Annotated in this window: 14 protein-coding genes; 5 read left to right on the forward strand and 9 right to left on the reverse strand. The window is 67.9% G+C overall.

Features of this window, described 5'->3' with window-relative positions:
- Positions 1 to 6 precede the first annotated feature (6 nt).
- Both aceF and aceE read right to left on the reverse strand, forming a co-directional pair.
- Positions 7 to 1,737, reverse strand: a complete 1,731-nt coding sequence (aceF, locus tag HFP89_RS15320) for a dihydrolipoyllysine-residue acetyltransferase (RefSeq protein ID WP_168718549.1) — start codon at positions 1,735 to 1,737, stop codon at positions 7 to 9.
- A gap of 189 nt (positions 1,738 to 1,926) precedes the next feature.
- On the reverse strand, positions 1,927 to 4,629 hold the full coding sequence (aceE, locus tag HFP89_RS15325) for a pyruvate dehydrogenase (acetyl-transferring), homodimeric type (RefSeq protein WP_168718550.1): 2,703 nt from the start codon (positions 4,627 to 4,629) through the stop codon (positions 1,927 to 1,929).
- A 103-nt stretch (positions 4,630 to 4,732) separates the two neighbouring features.
- Here aceE and HFP89_RS15330 point away from each other — a divergent pair, with 103 nt between their 5' ends.
- Entirely contained in the window at positions 4,733 to 5,521 is a 789-nt protein-coding gene (locus HFP89_RS15330; RefSeq protein WP_168718551.1) for an SDR family oxidoreductase, read from the forward strand.
- 361 nt (positions 5,522 to 5,882) lie between these two features.
- Here HFP89_RS15330 and HFP89_RS15335 read toward each other — a convergent pair whose 3' ends face one another.
- On the reverse strand, positions 5,883 to 7,985 hold the full coding sequence (locus HFP89_RS15335) for a M13 family metallopeptidase (protein ID WP_168718552.1): 2,103 nt from the start codon (positions 7,983 to 7,985) through the stop codon (positions 5,883 to 5,885).
- 201 nt (positions 7,986 to 8,186) lie between these two features.
- On the opposite strand from HFP89_RS15335, the gene glgC reads away from it, so the two are divergent.
- Positions 8,187 to 9,482, forward strand: coding sequence for a glucose-1-phosphate adenylyltransferase (glgC, locus tag HFP89_RS15340; RefSeq protein WP_168718553.1), 1,296 nt, complete (start codon positions 8,187 to 8,189; stop codon positions 9,480 to 9,482).
- Between the two features lie 21 nt (positions 9,483 to 9,503).
- Here the strand turns inward: glgC and HFP89_RS15345 are convergent, their stop codons facing one another.
- Entirely contained in the window at positions 9,504 to 10,922 is a 1,419-nt protein-coding gene (locus tag HFP89_RS15345; RefSeq protein WP_168718554.1) for a glycosyltransferase, read from the reverse strand.
- Positions 10,919 to 11,575, reverse strand: coding sequence for a hypothetical protein (locus tag HFP89_RS15350; RefSeq protein WP_168718555.1), 657 nt, complete (start codon positions 11,573 to 11,575; stop codon positions 10,919 to 10,921). Before HFP89_RS15350 ends, HFP89_RS15345 begins: the two co-directional genes overlap by 4 nt.
- Before the next feature lie 62 nt (positions 11,576 to 11,637).
- On the opposite strand from HFP89_RS15350, the gene HFP89_RS15355 reads away from it, so the two are divergent.
- Together HFP89_RS15355 and HFP89_RS15360 are read left to right on the forward strand one after the other, a co-directional pair.
- Positions 11,638 to 12,660: a DUF4922 domain-containing protein gene (locus tag HFP89_RS15355; RefSeq protein WP_168718556.1), complete on the forward strand. Its 1,023-nt coding sequence runs from the start codon at positions 11,638 to 11,640 to the stop codon at positions 12,658 to 12,660.
- 278 nt (positions 12,661 to 12,938) lie between these two features.
- A complete protein-coding gene (locus HFP89_RS15360) occupies positions 12,939 to 15,248 on the forward strand; it encodes a S8 family serine peptidase (RefSeq protein WP_168718557.1) in 2,310 nt (769 codons plus the stop codon).
- Positions 15,249 to 15,370: 122 nt separating this feature from the next.
- Here the strand turns inward: HFP89_RS15360 and HFP89_RS15365 are convergent, their stop codons facing one another.
- The gene (locus HFP89_RS15365; RefSeq protein WP_168718558.1) at positions 15,371 to 16,540 is read right to left on the reverse strand and encodes a TIGR03032 family protein; all 1,170 of its coding nucleotides are present in this window, start codon (positions 16,538 to 16,540) and stop codon (positions 15,371 to 15,373) included.
- Between the two features lie 81 nt (positions 16,541 to 16,621).
- Here HFP89_RS15365 and HFP89_RS15370 point away from each other — a divergent pair, with 81 nt between their 5' ends.
- Positions 16,622 to 17,110 carry a hypothetical protein gene (locus HFP89_RS15370; protein ID WP_168718559.1) on the forward strand — a complete coding sequence of 163 codons (489 nt, stop codon included), beginning with the start codon at positions 16,622 to 16,624 and terminating at the stop codon, positions 17,108 to 17,110.
- Between the two features lie 377 nt (positions 17,111 to 17,487).
- On the opposite strand, the gene HFP89_RS15375 is transcribed toward HFP89_RS15370, so the two are convergent.
- The 3 genes from HFP89_RS15375 to HFP89_RS15385 form a co-directional block, all read right to left on the reverse strand.
- Positions 17,488 to 17,883: a DUF3192 domain-containing protein gene (locus tag HFP89_RS15375; RefSeq protein ID WP_168718560.1), complete on the reverse strand. Its 396-nt coding sequence runs from the start codon at positions 17,881 to 17,883 to the stop codon at positions 17,488 to 17,490.
- Between the two features lie 110 nt (positions 17,884 to 17,993).
- A complete protein-coding gene (locus HFP89_RS15380) occupies positions 17,994 to 18,443 on the reverse strand; it encodes a hemerythrin domain-containing protein (protein WP_168718561.1) in 450 nt (149 codons plus the stop codon).
- A gap of 82 nt (positions 18,444 to 18,525) precedes the next feature.
- On the reverse strand, positions 18,526 to 18,684 hold the full coding sequence (locus HFP89_RS15385; protein ID WP_168718562.1) for a YqaE/Pmp3 family membrane protein: 159 nt from the start codon (positions 18,682 to 18,684) through the stop codon (positions 18,526 to 18,528).
- Positions 18,685 to 19,489 lie beyond the last annotated feature (805 nt).

Genomic DNA, 19,489 nt, shown 5'->3' on the forward strand with positions numbered 1-19,489 from the left:
TTCGATTCAAAGCATCATCCGGCGGATGTCGCCGAGGACGTGGGCCAGGTACTGCGTGAAGCGCGCGGCGTCGGCGCCGTCGATGACGCGGTGGTCGTAGGACAGCGACAGCGGCAGCATCAGGCGCGGCTCGAAGGCCTCGCCGGTCCAGACCGGCTTCGTTTCGGCCTTCGACACCCCGAGGATCGCGACTTCCGGCGCATTGATGATCGGCGTGAACGCGGTTCCACCGATGCCGCCGAGGCTGGAGATCGAAAAGCAGCCGCCGGTCATCTCGTCGCGCGACAGCTTGCCGTCGCGCGCCTTGTCCGACAGCTCGGTCAGGTCGTGGGCCAGGTCGAGCAGGCTCTTGCGATCCGCGTCGCGAATCACCGGCACCATCAGCCCATTCGGCGTGTCCACCGCCACCCCGACGTGGAAGTACTTCTTCCAGACCAGCGACTCGCCGTCGGCGCCGAGCGAGGTATTGAACTTCGGATATTCCTTCAGCGCCGCGACCACCGCCTTGATCAGGAACACCAGCGGGGTCATCTTCGTGCCGGCGGCCTCGGCGTCGGCCTTGCTGGCCTTGCGGAAGGCGTCCATCTCGGTGATGTCGGCCTCGTCGAACTGCGTGACGTGCGGGATGGTCACCCAGTTGCGGTGCAGGTTCGGCCCCGAGATCTTCTGGATCCGCGACAGCGGCTTTTCCTCGACCTCGCCGAACTTCGAGAAATCGACCTTCGGCGATTCGGCCACGGCCAGGCCGCCGCCGGGCGCCGCCGCGCGGGCACGCCCGCCGCTCTGCATCGCGGACTTGACGTGCTGCTTCAGGTCGGTCTCGGTGATCCGGCCGTGCGCGCCGCTGCCGTTCACACCGGCAAGATCCACGCCCAGCTCGCGCGCAAGCTTGCGCACCGCCGGCGAGGCGTGCGGGATGCTCGACGGGTCGCGGCCCATCTCGGCGAACGGCACCGGCGGGGCCTTCAGGTCGCCCGCGTCGTCGCCGCCGTCCCTCGGGGCGGCCGGGGCGGGCGCCGGAGCCGGCGCGGCATCGCGCTGGCCCGACGAGGCGGCGTCGTCCTCGGCCCCGTCGGCCGAACCGCGCGCGGCCGTCTTCATCCGGCCGATGACGTCGCCTTCGGAGACCTCGTCGCCGACCTGCACCGCCAGCGACACCAGCGTGCCGCTCTGCGGGGCCGGGATGTCCATCGTGGCCTTGTCGGACTCCAGCGTCAGCAGCGACTGCTCGGCCTCGACCGCGTCGCCTTCGGCCACCAGCACCTCGATCACCGGCACCTTGTCGAAGTCGCCGATGTCGGGCACGCGGATGTCGACCTCCTCGTCCTCGGACGCGCCGCCGGACGACGTACCGGACGTGCCACCGGCCGATTCATCCGGCGATTCATCCGGCGATTCATCGGGCGATTCGTCCGACGCCGCGCCGGACTCCGGCGAGTCGCCGGCGCTTCCATCGGCGGCGCCCGATCCGTCGTCCCCGGACTCGCCGTTGTCGTCGGTCACCTCCAGTTCGCCGATCACGTCGCCCTCGGATACTTCATCGCCTTCGGACACCGTCAGCGTCACCAGTCGGCCCGACGCAGGCGCCGGCACCTCCATCGTCGCCTTGTCGGACTCCAGCGTGACCAGCGACTGCTCGGCCTCGATCGTGTCGCCCTCGGCCACCAGCACCTCGATGACCGGCACCTTCTCGAAGTCGCCGATATCGGGAACGCGAATTTCGATTCGTTTGCTCATTTTGTTCCTTGCCTCGAACGCTGGAACCGCAGATTTCGCAGATTACGCAGAATGAAGTTCACTGAAGCACGCTGGTCCACGCCGTCGTCGGCGTTTCGGACAGTCTGCGGACCCGTTTCCAATCTGCTGCACAGCGTCGTTCGTCCTCCAGAATCAGTGAAATCTGCGCACTCTGCGGTTTCCCGCAGTTCAGACCGAGGTCGGCAGCGGCTTTTCGGGGTCGATGCCCAGCTTGTCACGGGCGGCGAAGAGTTCGGAGCGGCTGATCTCTTCGCGCTGGTACAAGCCGGCCAGCGCGGCATAGGCGATGTGATGGCGGTCGACCTCGAAGAACCTGCGCAGGTTCTCGCGGGTGTCGGAGCGGCCGAAGCCGTCGGTGCCCAGGACCAGGTAGTCGCGGTGCGGAATGAACGCGCGGACCTGGTCGGCGTAGGCCCGGATGTAGTCGGTGGCAGCCACCACCGGCCCGTTGCGCTTCATCAGCAGCCCACTGATGTAGGGCACCTCGGGCTGCTCCTCCGGGCGCAGCCGGTTGCGGCGGTTGACCGCCACGGCTTCCTTGCGCAGCTCGTTGAAGCTGGTCACCGACCAGATGTCGCTGGCGACCCTGAACTGCTCGGCCAGGATGTCGGCCGCGGCGATCACCTCGTTGAGGATCGCGCCGGATCCCATCAGCTGGACCACGGCGCGGCGCTCGGACTCGCCGGGCTCGAAGCCCGAGTCCTTCAGCAGGTACATGCCCTTGCGGATGCCGTCTTCGCAGCCTTCCGGCATGGCCGGATGACGGTAATTCTCGTTCAGCGTGGTGATGTAGTAGTAGACATCCTCGTGCTCGCCGTACATCCGGCGCAGGCCGTCCTGGATGATCACCGCCAGTTCATAGCCGAAACTCGGATCGTAGGTCACGCAGTTCGGGATCGTGCCGGCCAGCACGTGGCTGTGGCCGTCCTCGTGCTGCAGGCCCTCGCCGTTCAGCGTGGTGCGACCCGAAGTGCCGCCGATCAGGAAGCCGCGCGCGCGCATGTCGCCGGCGGCCCAGGCCAGGTCACCGATGCGCTGGAAGCCGAACATCGAATAGAAGGTGTAGAACGGGATCATCGGCAGGCCGTTCGAGGCATAGCTGGTCGCCGCGGCGATCCAGGAGCTCATCGAGCCGGCTTCGGTGATGCCTTCCTGCAGCACCTGACCGGCTCTGTCTTCCTTGTAGAAGGCCAGCTGGTCGGAGTCGACCGGCTCGTAGAGCTGACCGAACGGTGCGTAGATGCCGATCTGCCGGAACAGCCCTTCCATGCCGAAGGTGCGCGCCTCGTCGCAGATGATCGGCACGATGTTCTTCTTGATGTTGTTGTCGCGAAGCAGCACCGCCAGCACCCGGACGAAGGCCATGGTGGTCGAGATCTCGCGGTCGCCGGACCCCTTGAGCACGGTCTCGAACGCATCGAGCCGGGGAATCTCCAGCAACGGCGCCTCGACCCGGCGCTGCGGCAGGAAGCCGCCGAGCGTCTCGCGCCGCGCCTTCATGTAGCGAACTTCCTCGGAGTCCGGCCCCGGGTGGTAGTACGGCACCTCGGCCAGCTGCTCGTCACGCACCGGCACGTTGAACCGGTCGCGGAAGTACTTCACGCCCTCGTCGTCGAGCTTCTTCTGCTGGTGCGAGATGTTCATGCCCTCGCCCGACTTGCCGAGCCCGTAGCCCTTGATGGTCTTGGCCAGGATCACCGTCGGCGCGCCTTCGTGGTGGGTTGCGGCGTGATAGGCGGCGTGGATCTTGTACGGGTCGTGACCGCCGCGGTTCAGGCGCCAGATGTCCTCGTCGCTCATGTCGGCGACCATTTCCTTGAGCTCGTCGTAGGCGCCGAAGAAGTGGTCGCGGACATAGCCGCCGTCCATCGCCTTGTACTTCTGGTAGTCGCCGTCGAGCGCCTCTTCCATGCGTCGGCGCAGCAGGCCCTTGGTGTCGCGGGCCAGCAGCGGATCCCAGTACGAGCCCCAGATCACCTTGATGACGTTCCAGCCGGCACCACGGAACACGCCCTCGAGTTCCTGGATGATCTTGCCGTTGCCCCTGACCGGCCCGTCGAGCCGCTGCAGGTTGCAGTTGACCACGAAGATCAGGTTGTCGAGCTTTTCGCGGCCGGCCAGCGAGATCGCGCCCAGCGACTCGGGCTCATCGGTCTCGCCGTCGCCCAGGAAGCACCACACTTTACGCTTGCTCGCGTCGGTGAGCTCGCGATTGGTCAGGTACTTCAGGAACCGGGCCTGGTAGATGGCCATGATCGGGCCCAGGCCCATCGACACGGTCGGCAGCTGCCAGAACTCGGGCATCAGCCACGGATGCGGATACGAGCTCAGGCCCTTGCCGTCGACCTCGGAGCGGAAACCGTCGAGCTGCGCCTCGTCGAGCCGCCCTTCGAGGAAGGCGCGCGCATAGATGCCCGGCGAGGAGTGGCCCTGGACATAGACCAGGTCGGCCCCGTCCGGGTGGTCCGGCCCCTTGAAGAAATGGTTGAACCCCACGTCGTAGAGCGTCGCGGCCGAAGCGAAGCTGGCGATGTGACCGCCCAGTTCACCGCCGCGGCGCGCCGCGCGCACGACCATCGCCATCGCGTTCCAGCGGATGATCGAGCGGATCCGGCGCTCCAGCGCGCCGTCGCCGGGCATCGACGGCTCGCGCGCCGGCGCGATGGTGTTGATGTAGGCAGTGGTCAGGTCGAACGGCAGGTGGGCACCCGAGCGCCTGGCCAGTTCGACCAGTCGGTCGAGCAGGAAATGGGCGCGCTCGGCACCCTCGCGGTCGATCACCGCGGCCAGCGATTCCAGCCATTCGCGGGTTTCTTCGGGATCGCGGTCCTCGGGATCACGACCGTCGTCGTTGAAGTACTGGTCTACCATGGGGGTGTCTACCCTGACCTGTTGTTCTTTGATCCACCCATTGTACGGGTTCGAGGTCGCGACCGACAGCGAAGCGACCCGCCCCGACCCCCGGAGATCCGCCATGACCACCCCCGAATCGACGCTGAAGACCCTCTGGCGCCTCGACGATCGCCGCGCACTGATCACCGGCGGGGGCCGCGGCATCGGCTGGGCCACCGCCGAGCTGCTCGCCGAACGCGGCGCCGAGGTCTGGCTGATGGCCAGGAGCGAGGCCGAACTCGACGAGCGCGTGGCCGACCTGCGGGCCCGCGGCCACCGCGCCCATGCCCTGCCCGGCGACATCGGCAGCGCAAGCGACCGCGCGCGCGCCGTGGCCCGGCTCGAGGACGCCACCGAGACGCTGGACATCCTGGTCAACAACGCCGGCTTCAACATCCGCAAGCCGGCCATCGAGCTGAGCGGCGACGACCTGGCGTCGGTCCTGCGCACCAACCTGCTCGGCGCCTTCGAGCTCGCCCGGGCCCTGTACGGCCCGCTGCGCCACGCCGACGCCGGCTGCGTGGTCAACGTCTCCTCGGTCGCCGGCCTGACCCACCTGCGCACCGGCGTGGCCTATGCGATGAGCAAGGCGGGCATCAACCAGATGACCCGCAACCTGGCCTGCGAGTGGGCCGCCGACGGCATCCGCGTCAATGCCGTGGCGCCGTGGTACATCGAAACCCCGCTGGCCGGCCAGGTCCTGTCCGACCCCGACTACCTGGCCGAGGTCCTGGCCCGCACCCCGCTGAAGCGCATCGGCCGTCCCGAAGAGGTCGCTGCGACCATCGCCTTCCTGTGCATGCCCGGCGCCGGCTACATCACCGGCCAGGTCCTCCCCGTCGACGGCGGCTTCAGCGTCTACGGTTTCTGATCGAGGCGTTGCCGTGGTGTCCCGCCCAGTCCTTCAGAGGATGAGCGTGAAGGCGCGAAGAGTCGTTCACGAGACAGGAACCGCAACGGCAATGCGGCCGGCGTGGCCCCGGGGCTGATGACCCCGCATCCCGGGTTTCACCGGTCATCTCCCGAGCAATGGCCCTGCTCGAGCAGCTTGAGCGTCTCCTGTTCCGAGAAAACCCCGATCATCGGTTGCCTGGGCGTTTCGGTTTCCTCTGCGTCTGTCTTCGCGCGTCTTCGCGCTCATCATCGACAGAAATCGGCTTCGAGCCCGGACGAAGACAACAGAAAAGGCCGCGGGCGGGGCCGCGGCCTTCGAGTGCGCTCGAGGATCCGACTTACCAGATGCTCAGGCGTTCTTCCGGCAGCAGGTAGAGTTCGTGGCCTTCGGTCACGCCGAAGGCGTCGTACCAGGCATCCATGTTGCGCACGATACCGTTGACCCGGTACGGCGCCGGGCTGTGCGGGCCGCGAACGAGCTGCGAGCGCAGCGAGTCCTCGGTCTGCAGGTTCCGCCAGACCTGGGCCCAGGCCATGAAGAAGCGCTGATCGCCGGTGTAGCCGTCCAGCACCGGCGCTTCGCCGCCGAAGTGCTCGTCGACGTACATGCGATACGCGTGGTAGGCGATCGCCAGGCCGCCGAGGTCGCCGATGTTCTCGCCCAGCGACAGGCGGCCGTTGATGGTCATGCCCTCGACCGGTTCGTACTGGTCGTACTGGTCGGCCAGCCGGCCGGCGAGCGTCTCGAAGCGGGCGCGCGACTCGGCGGTCCACCAGTCGCGCAGCACGCCCCGGGCGTCGGACTTCGAGCCCTGGTCGTCGAAGCCGTGGCCCATCTCATGACCGATCACGCCGCCGATGGCACCGAAGTTCACCGCCGGATCGGCGTTCGGGTCGAAGAACGGCGGCTGCAGGATGCCGGCCGGGAACACGATCTCGTTGCGCGCCGAGGAGTAGTAGGCGTTGACCCGCTGCGGGCTCATGAACCATTCCCAGGTGCGGACCGGCTCGTCGAGCTTGGCCAGCGAATCGTTCCAGTACCAGTCCGCCAGGCGCGCCACATTGCCGATCAGGTCGTCGGCCCGGATCTCGACCGAGCCGAAGTCGTTCCAGCGATCCGGGTAGCCGATCTTCGGTGAGAACGCCTCGAGCTTGGCCAGCGCCTCGGTGCGGGTCGCCTCGTCCATCCAGTCCAGCGCGTTCAGGCGCTCACCGAAGGCCCGGCCGAGATAGCCGACCAGCTCCAGCATCTGTTCGCGCGACTCGGGCGGGAAGTGCCGGGCCACATAGACCTGCCCGACCTGCTCGCCCATCCGGGCGCTGACGAACTGGATCGCGCGCCGATCGCGGGGCCGCTGTTCCTCGACGCCGTCGAGCCGCGTCTCGTAGAAGGCGAAGCGGGCGTCGGCCCACGCGTCCGACAGGAGCGAGGCATGGTTGTTGATCCAGTGGAAGGCATGCCAGGAGGCCCAGGTCTCGACCGGGGTGTCCGAAAACAGCGCGGCCAGCTGCTGGATGGCCGTATCGGTGCCGACCACGACCTCTTCGATGCCGTCGAGCCGACGCTCCTCCAGCATCACGTCCCATGGGAAGCCCGGCGCGAAGACCTTGACCTCCTCGAGGGTCATCCGGTTGTAGTTGGCCTCGCGGTCGCGCCGCTGGGTTCGGGTCCAGTGGGCATCGGCGATCGCGGTCTCCAACGCCATGACGGCGTCGGCACGCTCGCGCGGTGCGTCGATACCGGCGCGCTCGAAGGTGGCCGCGATGTAATCGACGTAGGCCGAACGATGGTCGGGAAACGGCGCGTCCTCGCGCTCGTAGTAGTCCTTGTCCGGCAGGCCCAGGCCGCTCTGGCCGAGGTGGACCAGGTAGCGCTCGGGATTGCCCGAATCCAGCGTCACGAAGGCGCCGATGATCGACCCGGTGCCGTTGCGCGCCATCCAGCGTGCCACCTCGTCGTGGCTGTCGAGCGCAAGCAGCGCATCGAGCTCGGCGCGAATCGGCTCCAGGCCCAGCGCCTCGATCCGCTCGGTGTTCATGAAGGCGCCGTGCATCGCAGCGATCTGCTGCAGCGGCGAGCCGGGTTCGGCGTCGGCGTCGGCGGCCTCGGAAATGATCGCGGCGACCCGCTCTTCGGAGGCCAGCGACAGCTCGGTGAAGGCACCGAAGCGGGAGAAACCGGCAGGAATCTCGTTGCTGTCCAGCCAGCCCTGGTTGACGTAGGCGAAGAAATCGTCGCCGGCGGCAACGCGATCGCTGACCTGCGCGATGTCGATGCCCCAGTCGCCGATGCGCGCGGCGGCGGTCGACTCCGCGGCAGGCGCGGTCACCACTTCGGACGAGGGTGCCGCGGTGGATTCGGGCGCCGGCAGCGGCGCGGGCTCCGAGGTGCAGCCGGTCAGCCCGACCAGGACCGCGGCGGCGAGAAGCGTCTTGTGCATGGGGGAACTCCAGAACGATGACGTGCAGCGGCCCGGACCGGCCGCAAGCGTGGGCGAAGATAGCCGATGGTCGTGAAGCAGGCTTGTGCCGGAGGTCATGGCACGCGCATCGGATCATCCTCTCGAACAGGGCCGATCGGCGCCGACCCGCGGCCGTCGCCGATCTGGTCTAATGACGGTGGACACGCTCGGGGACGCACCATGAAATCCGCCCGTTTCGTCAGCCGCCTCACCCGACAGACCCAGGCGCTGATCCTGGCCGGAGGCCGCGGTAGCCGGCTGGAAATGCTCACCGACTGGCGCGCCAAGCCGGCGGTCCCGTTCGGCGGCAAGTTCCGCATCATCGACTTCGCGCTGTCGAACTGCCTGAACTCCGGCATCCGGAAGATCGGTGTGCTGACCCAGTACAAGTCGCACATGCTGATCCGGCACCTGATGGAAGGCTGGAACACGCTGAACAACGACTACGGCGAGTTCCTCGACATTCTGCCGGCCCAGCAATGGCTGGAAGACGAGTCCTGGTACCTCGGCACCGCCGACGCGATCTACCAGAGCCTCGACATCATCGACGCCCGGCACCAGACCTACGTGCTGGTGCTGGCCGGCGATCATGTCTACCGCATGGATTACGGCGAAATGCTCGCCGCACACGTCGAGAGCGGGGCCGACGTCACCGTCGGCTGCGATATCGTGCCGATCGCCGAGGCGTCGGAATTCGGCATCATGGAAGTCGACGAGCGCGATCGCGTCGTCGGCTTCGAGGAAAAACCGGACCGGCCGAAGCCCCTGCCCGGCGACCCCGAGCATGCGCTGGTCAGCATGGGCCTGTACGTGTTCGGCAAGGACTACCTGCACCGAACGCTCCAGGTCGATGCGCAGAACCCGAAGAGCAGCCACGACTTCGGCAAGGACATCCTGCCCACTGCGGTGCGCGACGGCGACCGGGTGTTCGCGTTCCCGCTCGACCGGGCCGCTCCCGGCCGCCCGTACTGGCGCGACGTGGGCACCGTCGACTCGTTCTACCGGGCCAACCTCGAACTGGTCGGCGACGATCCGCCGCTGGATCTCCACGATCCGCACTGGCCGATCTTCACCAACCTGCAGCAGAGTCCGCCGGCGCGCTTTACCGATCACGGCCCCGAGGGCGGGGTGCACGTGCGCGACTGCATCGTGTCCAACGGCTGCCGGGTGGCCGACAGCCGACTGGAGGAGTCACTGCTGTTCAATGATGTCGAGGTCAACAAGCACTGTCGACTCGACCGGGTGCTCGCCCTGCCCGGCTGCCGCATCGGCCGCAGCTGCCGACTGAGCAACGTGCTGCTCGACAACGGCTGCCAGGTGCCCGAGGGCACCGTGATCGGCGAAGATCCGGCGGCCGACGCTGAGCGCTTCCACGTCACCGAAGGCGGCGTGGTGGTGGTCAACCGGGCGATGCTCGGCCAGGACCACGGTTACCTGCTGCGCCAGAACGATACGCGGACCGTTCGCGAAACCTGAGCACCCGCCGGTGGACGGAGCTCAGCGCGCCCGGGCCACCCAGGCAGTCAGGCGCTCGAGCGCATCGAGCTCGCTGCCGGCATCGACTGTCCGGTGCGGCGGCGTGGCCAGATTGGCTTCGATCCGGCCCAGGTAGCGTTCCGCAGTGCGCCGCCAGGTATATCGCGCCCGGACCCGCTCGCGGCCGGCCGGAGCCAGTTCGACCTGCCGGTCCAGCGCCTCGATCAGCCCGCGCGCGATATCGGCCGGATCGGCCGGGTCGAACAGGACGCCGGAGCCGTCGGCGAAGATTTCGCTCGGACCACCGTTGCCGGTGGCCGCCACGGCCAGCCCGCAGGCCGCCGCCTCGATCGGCGCCAGCCCGAACGGTTCGAACAGCGACGGCAGCGCGAACACCGAGCCCGCCCGGGCGAAATGGCGGTAGGCGGTCGCCAGTTGTCGCTGCGAGCGGGCGTCGACGAACAGCACGCGATCGCGCAGTCCGGCGGCGAGCACGCGGTCGCGGATCGGCGCCAGCTCGGCGCGCTCACCGGCGCCGAGCGCCGCATCGTCGGCGAAGGGATCGGCGGCACCGCGGACGAACAGGGCCAGCCTGGCACGCCGGTGCAGGGCCGGCTCGGCGACCCAGGCCTCGACGAGGCCGCCGACGTTCTTCTTCGGATCCAGGCGGCTGGAAACCACCACGCAGGGCGCGTCGGCCGGCGCGCTCGCCGCCAGCGTGGCGGCGAAGCCCGGGTCGTCGCCGTCGGCATCGGCGTGGAAGATCCGCTCGTTCACGCCCGGCGGAATCACGTCGAAGCGCGCATCGTCGGCCGGATCGATCGCGCCGTGGTAGAGCGGGTGGGCATACTGCTCGCGACGTTCGGCATCGGTCGAGGTGATCACCGTATCGGCACCCCGCATGGCCCGGCGCTCGGCCTCGATCCGGCGCGAAAACCGGTAGCGGGCGTCCATCGCGTCCAGATTGCCCGCATCGACCCCCAGCTTGTCGATCTTCTGCGCGCCCAGCGAGTGGCCGGTGAAGGTGAACGGCACGCCGGCGCCTTGCTTCAGCAACACCCCGGCCCAGCCGCCGTCGGCATAGTGGGCGGTCGCATAGTCGATCATCCGTTCGCCGTAGAAGCCACGGATCGCATCGACGAAGACCGGGAGATGCGGCCACAGCGTCTCCTTGGGCAGGAACTGCGGGCCACCGAAGTCCAGCCGGACGATCCGGACCCGGTCGGCCTGCTCGCCGAAGTCGTCCAGCGGCGCGGCAAAGCCCGGCCAGTCCGGGTCGTCGATGCGACGGGTGATCACGTCGACCTCGACGCCCAGGCGCCCGAGGGCCAGCGCGACTTCCTTGACATAGACCAGCTGGCCACCGAAATCGGGATGCTCGGTCAGGTAGGAATCGTCGCGGTCGAAGTTGCCCTGCGGATTGAGGAACGCGATCTTCATGATTCGCCTCCGGCCGGATGGACGTTGTACTCGGAATCGATGACCAGATCGGCGCGCGACCTGTGCGAGGCGATGATCGTGTGTTCGATCTCGAGCACACGGTCGATGAACGGATCCAGTTCGGATGCATCCCGGCGGCGCTTCTCGCGGTGTGCCCGGGTCTGCTGCCAGTCCCGGTCGATGAACACGCGGACATCGGCGTTCAGCAGCGACGTGTAGGTGCCCTCGGCAATCGCCACGTCGTAGCCCGACAGGTCCACGCGCTCTTCGTCGACCCGGTCCTCGGCGTAGCGGACCAGCGGCTTGGGCCGATCGACGACGCCGGCCCGGAAGGCGTCGAGATCGGCATCCAGCCGGTCGAGCCGGACTTCGCCCGGTCCGACCCAGTCGATACCCTCGCGGCGGCGGCGGTCGTTGCTCTTCGGCGGGAGACGGAAGTAGTCGTCCTGCTGGAACACGAACGGGCGGTGGCCGCGGGCTTCCAGACACGCGGCCAATGCCGCCGCCGTCTCGGATTTACCGCTGCCGGACTCACCGGCGACAGTGATCACCGGCCGGCGTGTGCCCGGCCAGCCGCGGTCGACCAGCCAGCGGTCGATGGCCTCGGCCGCCGAGCGGTGATGCGTTTCGATGACGATTCGGTCGCCCTGCATGCACGGAACCTTGATCGGTGGTGGCCCTATACTAGCGAAACCCCGCGTGATCGCAGCAACGCATGCCCAGCACCCCCGCCACCGACGACCGCGGCGTCCCGCTCCGGCTCGACAAGCGTCTGCGCGGACTGGAACGCGAGCACGGTCTCGGTGCCGCGCTCGAGGCGCTGCGCCGTCACCAGGTCGAGGTCGGCTTCATTCGAGACGACCTCAGCGAAGTCGTTCGGCACACCTTCCGCGCGCCTGACGGCAGCGGCGCCCGTTTCTCGACCCAGTTCAATCCGGCCCGCGCGCGGCGCTTCGCCGGTGCCGGCATCCAGCAGCCGCCCGAAGGCGTGGTGCCGGTGCACGACCGCTGCTTCCTGTGCGCCGAAAACATCGCCTGGCAGCAGCAGGGACGGGAAATCGGCTACCCGATCGACGGCGCGTCGATGCCGTACACCGCCTGGATGAACCCGTTTCCGCTGGCCGTCGGCCACGCGATCCTGGCCACGGACGAGCACCAGCCGCAGCACTGGCAGGAAGGCGGCATCGATCTTGCAACGCTGGTCGAGGACCTGCTGGAGTTCGCGCATCGCCTGCCGGGCTGGATCCTGTTCTACAACGGCGTCGGTGCCGGGGCGTCGATCGAGGCGCACCTGCACTACCACGCCCTGCCACGGACACCCGGCCTGGGCCCGATGCCGATCGAGCGCGCCGCCGACCGCCACCGCGAGGGCGCGGTCGCGCGCGGGCTGTATCCGATGGACTTCGCCCATTGGCGCGGCACCCACGCCGAGGTGCTGGCCCGGGCGCGCCCCTGGCTGGCCGAGTGGCAGGCCCACGCCGGCGCGGCCGCCGACGCCACCGCCAACCTGATGGCGACCTGCGCCGAGGACGTCGAGCGGATCGACCTGTACTTCGTGCCGCGCCATCGCAGGCGGTCGCGCGGCGAAGGCCTGGGCGGGGTCATCGGCGCCTTCGAGACCATGGGCGAAATCATCTGCTCGACTCCGGAGGAGCGGATCCTGATCGAGACCGGCCAGGTCGACTACAGGACCATCCACGACCTGCTGGCCCACGTGGCGGTCGCACTCGACGACTGACCGAAGCCGGCGGATCCATCGATTCGGATTCACTCGCTGCGCTCGACCCGATACGGCACGCACCCCCGCGGCCCGGGTTGACACGCACCCCTGCCGGAAGTCATGCTCCGACGATGGATTTCACGTGCCATTCACGGGCATGACCCGACCTGCCGTCGATTCGACGTGCCGGATTCGTGAGATCCATATCGCCCGACACGCACCCAGGGAGAGCCACACCGTGCGTGCCGGCGCGATCACGCTCACTTCCCCGTAGACACAAGAGGAATTCCTTCCCGATGAGTAACTTCACGAACTCCGTAGCCGCGTTGTGCGGCGCCATCGGCCTGGCCTTCGCCGGCTCCGCCCTTGCAGAAGACGATCGCTGGATCGTCCACTTCAACCCGGGCCAGTCCTCGGCCGGGATCGCCGCGGCACAGAACGCCGGCGGACAACTCAAGCGCGACCTGACGCCGGCCGGCATCAACGCCGTCGCCATCGAGATCCCGGAAGCGGCCCTGAACGGACTGCGGAACAATCCGAACGTCGCGTTCATCGAAGAGGACGTGCGCCGCTACCCGATGGCCGAGTCGGTGCCGTTCGGCATCCCGATGGTCCAGGCCGGTGCCGGCGGTCTCCAGCCGGGCAATGGCAAGCGCACCGTCTGCATCATCGATTCGGGTTACCACATCGACCATGAGGACCTGCAGACCGCGGGGGTGACCGGTGACGGCGCCGGCAACCCGTTCATCGACAGCTGCGGCCACGGCACCCACGTCGCCGGAACGGTCGCGGCCCTGGGCGGCAACGGCACCGGCGTGGTCGGCGTGGTCGGCGACGGCAGCCTCGACCTGCACATCGTCAAGGTCTTCGGCGACGACAACTGGACCTCGGGCTCGTGCGGCTACAGCTACAGTTCCGACATCGCCGCTGCGGCCAACCTGTGCGCCCAGGCCGGTGCCGATGTCATCAACATGAGCCTCGGCGGCGGCGCCCCGACGTCGGCCGAAGAGCAAGCCTTCCAGAACCTGCTCGACGCCAACATCCTGTCGATCGCCGCGGCCGGCAACGACGGCAACAGCACGTCGAGTTACCCGGCCAGCTATCCGGCGGTAATGTCGGTGGCCGCGATCGACAGCACCAGGACGGTCGCGAGCTTCTCGCAGTACAACCCATCGGTCGAGATCGCCGCGCCGGGTGTCGACACCGTCAGCACCGTGCCCAACATCGGCGCCATCGTCGACGTGGCCGGCACCACCTTCTCGGTGCTGCCGATCGACCGCACCGCGATCACGACCGTGACCGGTCCTCTGGCCACCAACGGCGGACTCTGCGACGGGACCGACAGCGCATGGTCCGGCCAGGTCGTGCTGTGCGAGCGCGGCGCGATCTCGTTTTCCGACAAGGTCAACAACGTCGAGGCCTCCGGCGGGATTGCCGCGATCATCTACAACAACGTCGCCGGCGGCTTCGGCGCCCTGGTCGAGTGCAACGGGCCGTCCTGGCGCGCCTGCAACAGCATTCCGGCGGTCACGATGAGCCAGGCCGACGGCCAGTCGCTGCTGGACAGCGCCGGGGCGTCGACCACCGTTTCGACCCAGTCGACCGCGCCGGCCAACGGCTACGAGTCGTACAACGGTACGTCGATGGCCACGCCGCACGTCGCCGGCGTCGCGGCCCTGGTCTGGACGCACAACACGTCCTGGACCGCCGCCCAGATCCGGGACGCGCTGACGGCCACGGCCGAAGACCTCGGCGCACCCGGCCGTGACGACTTCTACGGCTTCGGCCTGGTCCAGGCCCAGGCCGCGCTCGACTTCCTCACCGGCGGCGGTGGTGGTGGCGGTGGCGGCGGCAACACCGCGCCGACGGCCACGTTCACGTTCTCGTGCGCCGAGCTGAGCTGCTCGTTCGACGGCACCGGCTCCAGCGACGCCGACGGCGATGCGCTGAGCTACAGCTGGAGCTTCGGCGACGGCGGTTCCGCAACCGGCGCCACGGTCGGCCACAGCTACGCCGGGGACGGCGCCTACACCGTCACGCTGACGGTCAGCGACGGCACCGACAGCGACGCCGCATCGCAGACCGTGACCGTTTCGGCCAGCGTCGGCAACACCGCACCGATGGCGAGCTTCACGGCCGACTGCACGGAGCTGAGCTGCTCGTTCGACGGCTCCGGCTCCAGCGATGCCGACGGCGATGCGCTGAGCTACAGCTGGACCTTCGGAGACGGCAGCTCGGCAACGGGCGCGACGGCCAACCACACCTACGGCGCGGACGGAAGCTACACGGTCACGCTGACGGTCAGCGACGGCACCGACACCGGCACGGATTCACAGACCGTGACCGTCCAGGCCGCCACCGGCGGCGGCGTGACACTCGATGCGACTGGCTACAAGGTCCGCGGCCGCTGGCATGCCGACCTGACCTGGTCCGGTGCGACCAGCTCCAGCGTCGATATCTACCGTGACGGCAGTCTGCTGAGCAGCACCGCGAACGATGGCGCCTTCACCGACGCCACCTCGTTCAACGGCGGCGGCTCGCTGACCTACCAGGTCTGCGAAGCCGGCAGCAACGTCTGCTCGAGCAGCGTGACCGTGGTGTTCTGATCACGCCCCGCAGGATCGCATGGCGATTCGGGCCCGCGTCGTTGTACGGCGCGGGCCTTTTTTTCACCGGGGGATCGGGAGCGACAGGGTCGGCGGCACCGACCGGCTCGGCCGGTTTCCGGTCAGGCGGCCGGCTGGGCGACTTCCTTCAGCGCCTCGTCCGGCAGCACGTAGGAGCTGCCGATCAGCGGGTGGCCGGGCTCGAGCAGCGTCGGGAAGGTCAACCCGGGCAGCACCTTGACGGCGAAGATCTCCTCGACCGCGTCGCTGAATCGCAGCAGGCCGACCGTCTGGCCGGTATCGAGGTCGACGATCCAGACCCCGCTGCGACGCTCCGAGCCATCCTCGGTGATCGGAATGCCTTCGAAGGTATTGGTCTCGCGGACCTGCGACAGGCCGACCAGCGCGTACTTGTCGACGAAGTCCAGGCCGCGCGTGAAGCCCGGCATCCGGGCCAGGCGTTCGGAGCGATGCGTCTTCGGGTCGTACCACGACAGCGCGCCGTAGCCGGACTCGAGGAACCAGACGCGGCCCCGGTACCAGCGCGGCGAATGCGGCATCGACAGGCCATCGACCAGCACCTTGTCGCGGACCATGTCGTAGAGCAGCCCGCCGGCGTTCTTGTCGGCCCGCCAACCGCCGGGCGTGTCGGTCTGCCCGAGCGCGGTCACGTAGCGCGGCCGGCCGTCGACCACGCACAACCCGTTCAGGTGGCAGCGATCCTCGATCGCGTAGGCCGAGACCCACGGCGGCCGCCAACGCGGCACGAAGCTGTGGTCGAGATCGAGCGTGCACAGACAGGAAAAGCGTGTATTGACGATCCACAACTCGTCGCCGGCGAAGTCCAGCTCGTGGATGTCGATGTTGCCGGTGTAGTGCACCGAGCGGGGAATGAAGCAGCCATCGTGACGTCCCTTCGGCTCGACCTTCGGTGCCACCGCCGGCGTGTTGCGGAACTCGAACACCTCGTTGTTGGTGCCGATGACCAGCCGGTTGTCCTTCGCAGCGATCCCCATCGGACGATTGAACGAGCAGAAATGGGTGTTCAGGCTGCCTTCGTCGGCGCGCAGCAGCACGACCTGGCCGGCCTGGTAGGTCGACACCGCGACCGTGAGCCGGCCCTTGTCGAGCAGGGTCAGGAAGCTGGCGGAAAATTCGCTCTTCAGTGCGTCACTGGGGTTCTCGCGAATCCGCTTGGCCAGCGCGTCGCGCCGCGCCTGCTCGGCCTCGGCCTTCCGTTTGCGCGCCTGCTGCTCCGGCGTCGGCGTGCCGTCGTTCGATCGTTCGGTCATCGTGTCCTTTCCGTCCCTGGTCGCGAGTGTGCCCTGCCACTCGCGCTACCATACCGCCAGGACGCCCGGGCACCAACCGTCATGTCGGAGTTTCTGTATCAGACCACCTGGATGCGCCTGGACGAGACCGGCCGCGACGAAATCGTCGCGTTCTGGCACCACCACGGCGCGCTGCGCGACGAGGCCGCAGCCAGGCAGCGCGTCGACCAGGTCGTCGGGGTGGCGCGCAGCGGGAGCGAGATCGCCGGAGTGTGCACCGCGATGCCGATCCGGGTTCCCGACCTGGGCCACGACCTGTACTACTACCGGACCTTCGTCGCACCGCCGTATCGCGGCGGCATGATCCTGCTGCGGCTGCTCAAGCGCGCCGTCGCCGTCCTCGAGGCGCACAGCCGGGCGCGCCCCGAGACGACCCCCGGCGGGGTCTACCTCGAACTCGAGAACCCGGCCTTCGGCCGCCGGTTTCGCCGCGCCGCCTGGCACCGCCCCGGGCTGGAGTTCATCTACATCGGGCGCACGTCCCGGGGCTTGGAGCGCCGCGTGAAGTGGTTCCGACACACCGTCGCCTGACCCCTGCCCTCGACCGCCGCCCGATCAGTTCGGCGCCTCGCCCTCGTAGCCCGCGCGGGTTGATGAAACGACACAGATCGGTATCCAGCCATTCCGTCTCGCCGGTGCCCGGCTGGATCGCACCGGCCGGACAGGGGATACGGGCCGACGGACCGGCCCGAGAAACCCTGAAGAGCCTCCGAACAGGCCTGCGCGGGCGAAACGCATCGTGTGCAAGGGCTCCGGCTCGACTTGGACCAGCGCGATTCGGTCAGGCCGAACGAGCCTGCCCGAACGAGGCGGAGGCCCTGCAACGAGCCTTCTCCGACCGAAAGCACGTTCCACGTAGGCGTTTCCAGTAATTGGCCGAACCTCGGCGAGGCGCGCCACGAGCCGGCTCAGCGCCCCCCGGACAGCGGCATGCCGGTCAGCTGCACGAACGCCGACTCGCCCCAGGCATCGAGCACGCCGTTGCGGAAGATCAGCGGCGTGGTCTCATCACGCGTGGTCCGTCCATCACCGTCGACCCGCTGGGTGCGATAGAACAGCACCGTATAGACGGAATCCTCGATCGTGAACGCCTCGCTCAGGGCCGGCGGATGCGGCATCCGCGCTTCGACCTCGGCACGCGCCATGCCCGGATCGAGCGACGTGATCGCATCCCGGTTCTCGCGCTCGATCTCGGCCCACTTGTCGCGTCGATCGACCTCATCGGCACCGATCGCCACCACGCAACCGGACAGCACGACCGGCACCAGCGCCGCGATCAGCAGACGGCTCAACGGCTTGTTCATCGAACACCTCCCGGAATTGGAATCGTGGCATCGATTATCCGGAAGAACCCTGAACAGCGCCTGACCCGGAAGTCACTTCTGCACCCCGACCGGCGACCATTCCGCCGGGCTCACTGCCGGAAGCGGCGCTGCTCGACCTGCTTGCGTCCGTCGAACTTGACGCCGAGCTCGGCGGCCCGCTCATCGTCGATCAGCTCCTCGGAAAGCCCGAAGACCTGCTGTTCTTCTTCACGCATGTGGTGCTCCAGGGCCTCTCGGAACTTCTTGAACGTCGCCAGCCAGGCCGGACTGCTCATATCGGTCTTCCGGAGCTCGTCGAGGTAATCGCTCGACTGCTTGTGCTCGGCGACGCTGTGACGCGTCTGCGGCTGACCTTCGGTCGCCTCGATCAACTCCGAGTACAGCGTCTGTTCCTCGGCAGCGGCATGCGACTCGACGTCCTGGACCAGCAGGCCGAACAAGCGTTTGCGCTCATCGGTTTCACCGGTCGTATCGGCAATCCTCCGCATCAACTCGCGGTGGTCGTCGTGCTCACGTTTCAGCTTCTGATAGATATCCATGTTCCTCGGTCCTCGATGGGTTCGAAATGACGTCCGCCGGATACGGGCACGCAGAAGACGGCACAGTGCGCCTCCGTCCCGTTCACCGCTTCGCGATGATCCAGACGGCATGAACGATTCCCGGGATGTAGCCCAATAGCGTCAGCAGGATATTGATCCAGAACTGCGCACCGATTCCGACCTGCAGAAACACGCCGAGCGGCGGCAACAGGATGGCGAAGATCACGCGAACGATGTCCATCGCGGCTGTCCCGTGAGAATTCGAACACGAGTTTCACGCATCGGACCGCGGTGATCCTTAATGTGAATCAAGCGGAGGTGCATCGGCCGTGAGCAGGGTTCCTTTTCCTGGCGTCTTGCCGGAGCCGTGTCCGGCGGCTGTGCCGGGGTTCTGGCTACAGGCGTTTCGCCACGCGGACTTCGTCCGCTTTCTGGCGACCTGTTTTTGTCAGTCGCGACAAAAGTAGGCAGAAGCGCTCTTACAGGCGGCGGAACGGGCAGTGGCTTTCGGGGCAGCGACGGTGGGCCGGTGTTCGGCCCGCGCCCTGGCTCGCTCCGGCGGCGGGGTACAGTGGCCCCGGATGCAACCCAGAAGCCGGGGCCAGGCCGATCTGTTGCTGGTCGGCCACAAGCTTCGGCTGAGAGGTGGCTTGCTTTCTTCGCGTCTTGCCGGAGTCGTGTCCGGCGGCTGTGCCGGGATTCGGGCTACAGGCGTTTCGCCACGCGGACTTCGTCCGCTTTCTGGCGACCTACTTTTGTCAGTCGCGACAAAAGTAGGCAAAAGCGCTCTTCAAAGGCGGCGGAACGCGAAGGGGCTTCCGGATTGCGTCGGTGGGCCGGTGTCTGCGAAGAGGCCGGGCTCGCTCCGGCTGCGGTTTACAGTGGCCCCGGATGCATCCTCGAAGCCAGGGCAAGGCCGATCGCCGCTGGTCGGCCACAGGCTTCGGCTGTGAGGTGGTTTGCTTTCTTCGCGTCTTGCCGGAGCCGTGTCCGGCGGCTGTGCCGGGGTTCGGGCTACAGGCGTTTCGCCACGCGGACTTCGTCCG

Source organism: Wenzhouxiangella sp. XN79A (assembly GCF_012272825.1).
Lineage (GTDB): Bacteria > Pseudomonadota > Gammaproteobacteria > Xanthomonadales > Wenzhouxiangellaceae.

What these genes read in the sequence shown, in the direction of transcription:
- aceF (WP_168718549.1), bottom strand. Translation starts at nt 1,737, where the DNA reads ATGAGCAAACGAATCGAAATTCGCGTTCCCGATATCGGCGACTTCGAG.
- aceE (WP_168718550.1), bottom strand. Translation starts at nt 4,629, where the DNA reads ATGGTAGACCAGTACTTCAACGACGACGGTCGTGATCCCGAGGACCGC.
- HFP89_RS15330 (WP_168718551.1), top strand. Translation starts at nt 4,733, where the DNA reads ATGACCACCCCCGAATCGACGCTGAAGACCCTCTGGCGCCTCGACGAT.
- HFP89_RS15335 (WP_168718552.1), bottom strand. Translation starts at nt 7,985, where the DNA reads ATGCACAAGACGCTTCTCGCCGCCGCGGTCCTGGTCGGGCTGACCGGC.
- glgC (WP_168718553.1), top strand. Translation starts at nt 8,187, where the DNA reads ATGAAATCCGCCCGTTTCGTCAGCCGCCTCACCCGACAGACCCAGGCG.
- HFP89_RS15345 (WP_168718554.1), bottom strand. Translation starts at nt 10,922, where the DNA reads ATGAAGATCGCGTTCCTCAATCCGCAGGGCAACTTCGACCGCGACGAT.
- HFP89_RS15350 (WP_168718555.1), bottom strand. Translation starts at nt 11,575, where the DNA reads ATGCAGGGCGACCGAATCGTCATCGAAACGCATCACCGCTCGGCGGCC.
- HFP89_RS15355 (WP_168718556.1), top strand. Translation starts at nt 11,638, where the DNA reads ATGCCCAGCACCCCCGCCACCGACGACCGCGGCGTCCCGCTCCGGCTC.
- HFP89_RS15360 (WP_168718557.1), top strand. Translation starts at nt 12,939, where the DNA reads ATGAGTAACTTCACGAACTCCGTAGCCGCGTTGTGCGGCGCCATCGGC.
- HFP89_RS15365 (WP_168718558.1), bottom strand. Translation starts at nt 16,540, where the DNA reads ATGACCGAACGATCGAACGACGGCACGCCGACGCCGGAGCAGCAGGCG.
- HFP89_RS15370 (WP_168718559.1), top strand. Translation starts at nt 16,622, where the DNA reads ATGTCGGAGTTTCTGTATCAGACCACCTGGATGCGCCTGGACGAGACC.
- HFP89_RS15375 (WP_168718560.1), bottom strand. Translation starts at nt 17,883, where the DNA reads ATGAACAAGCCGTTGAGCCGTCTGCTGATCGCGGCGCTGGTGCCGGTC.
- HFP89_RS15380 (WP_168718561.1), bottom strand. Translation starts at nt 18,443, where the DNA reads ATGGATATCTATCAGAAGCTGAAACGTGAGCACGACGACCACCGCGAG.
- HFP89_RS15385 (WP_168718562.1), bottom strand. Translation starts at nt 18,684, where the DNA reads ATGGACATCGTTCGCGTGATCTTCGCCATCCTGTTGCCGCCGCTCGGC.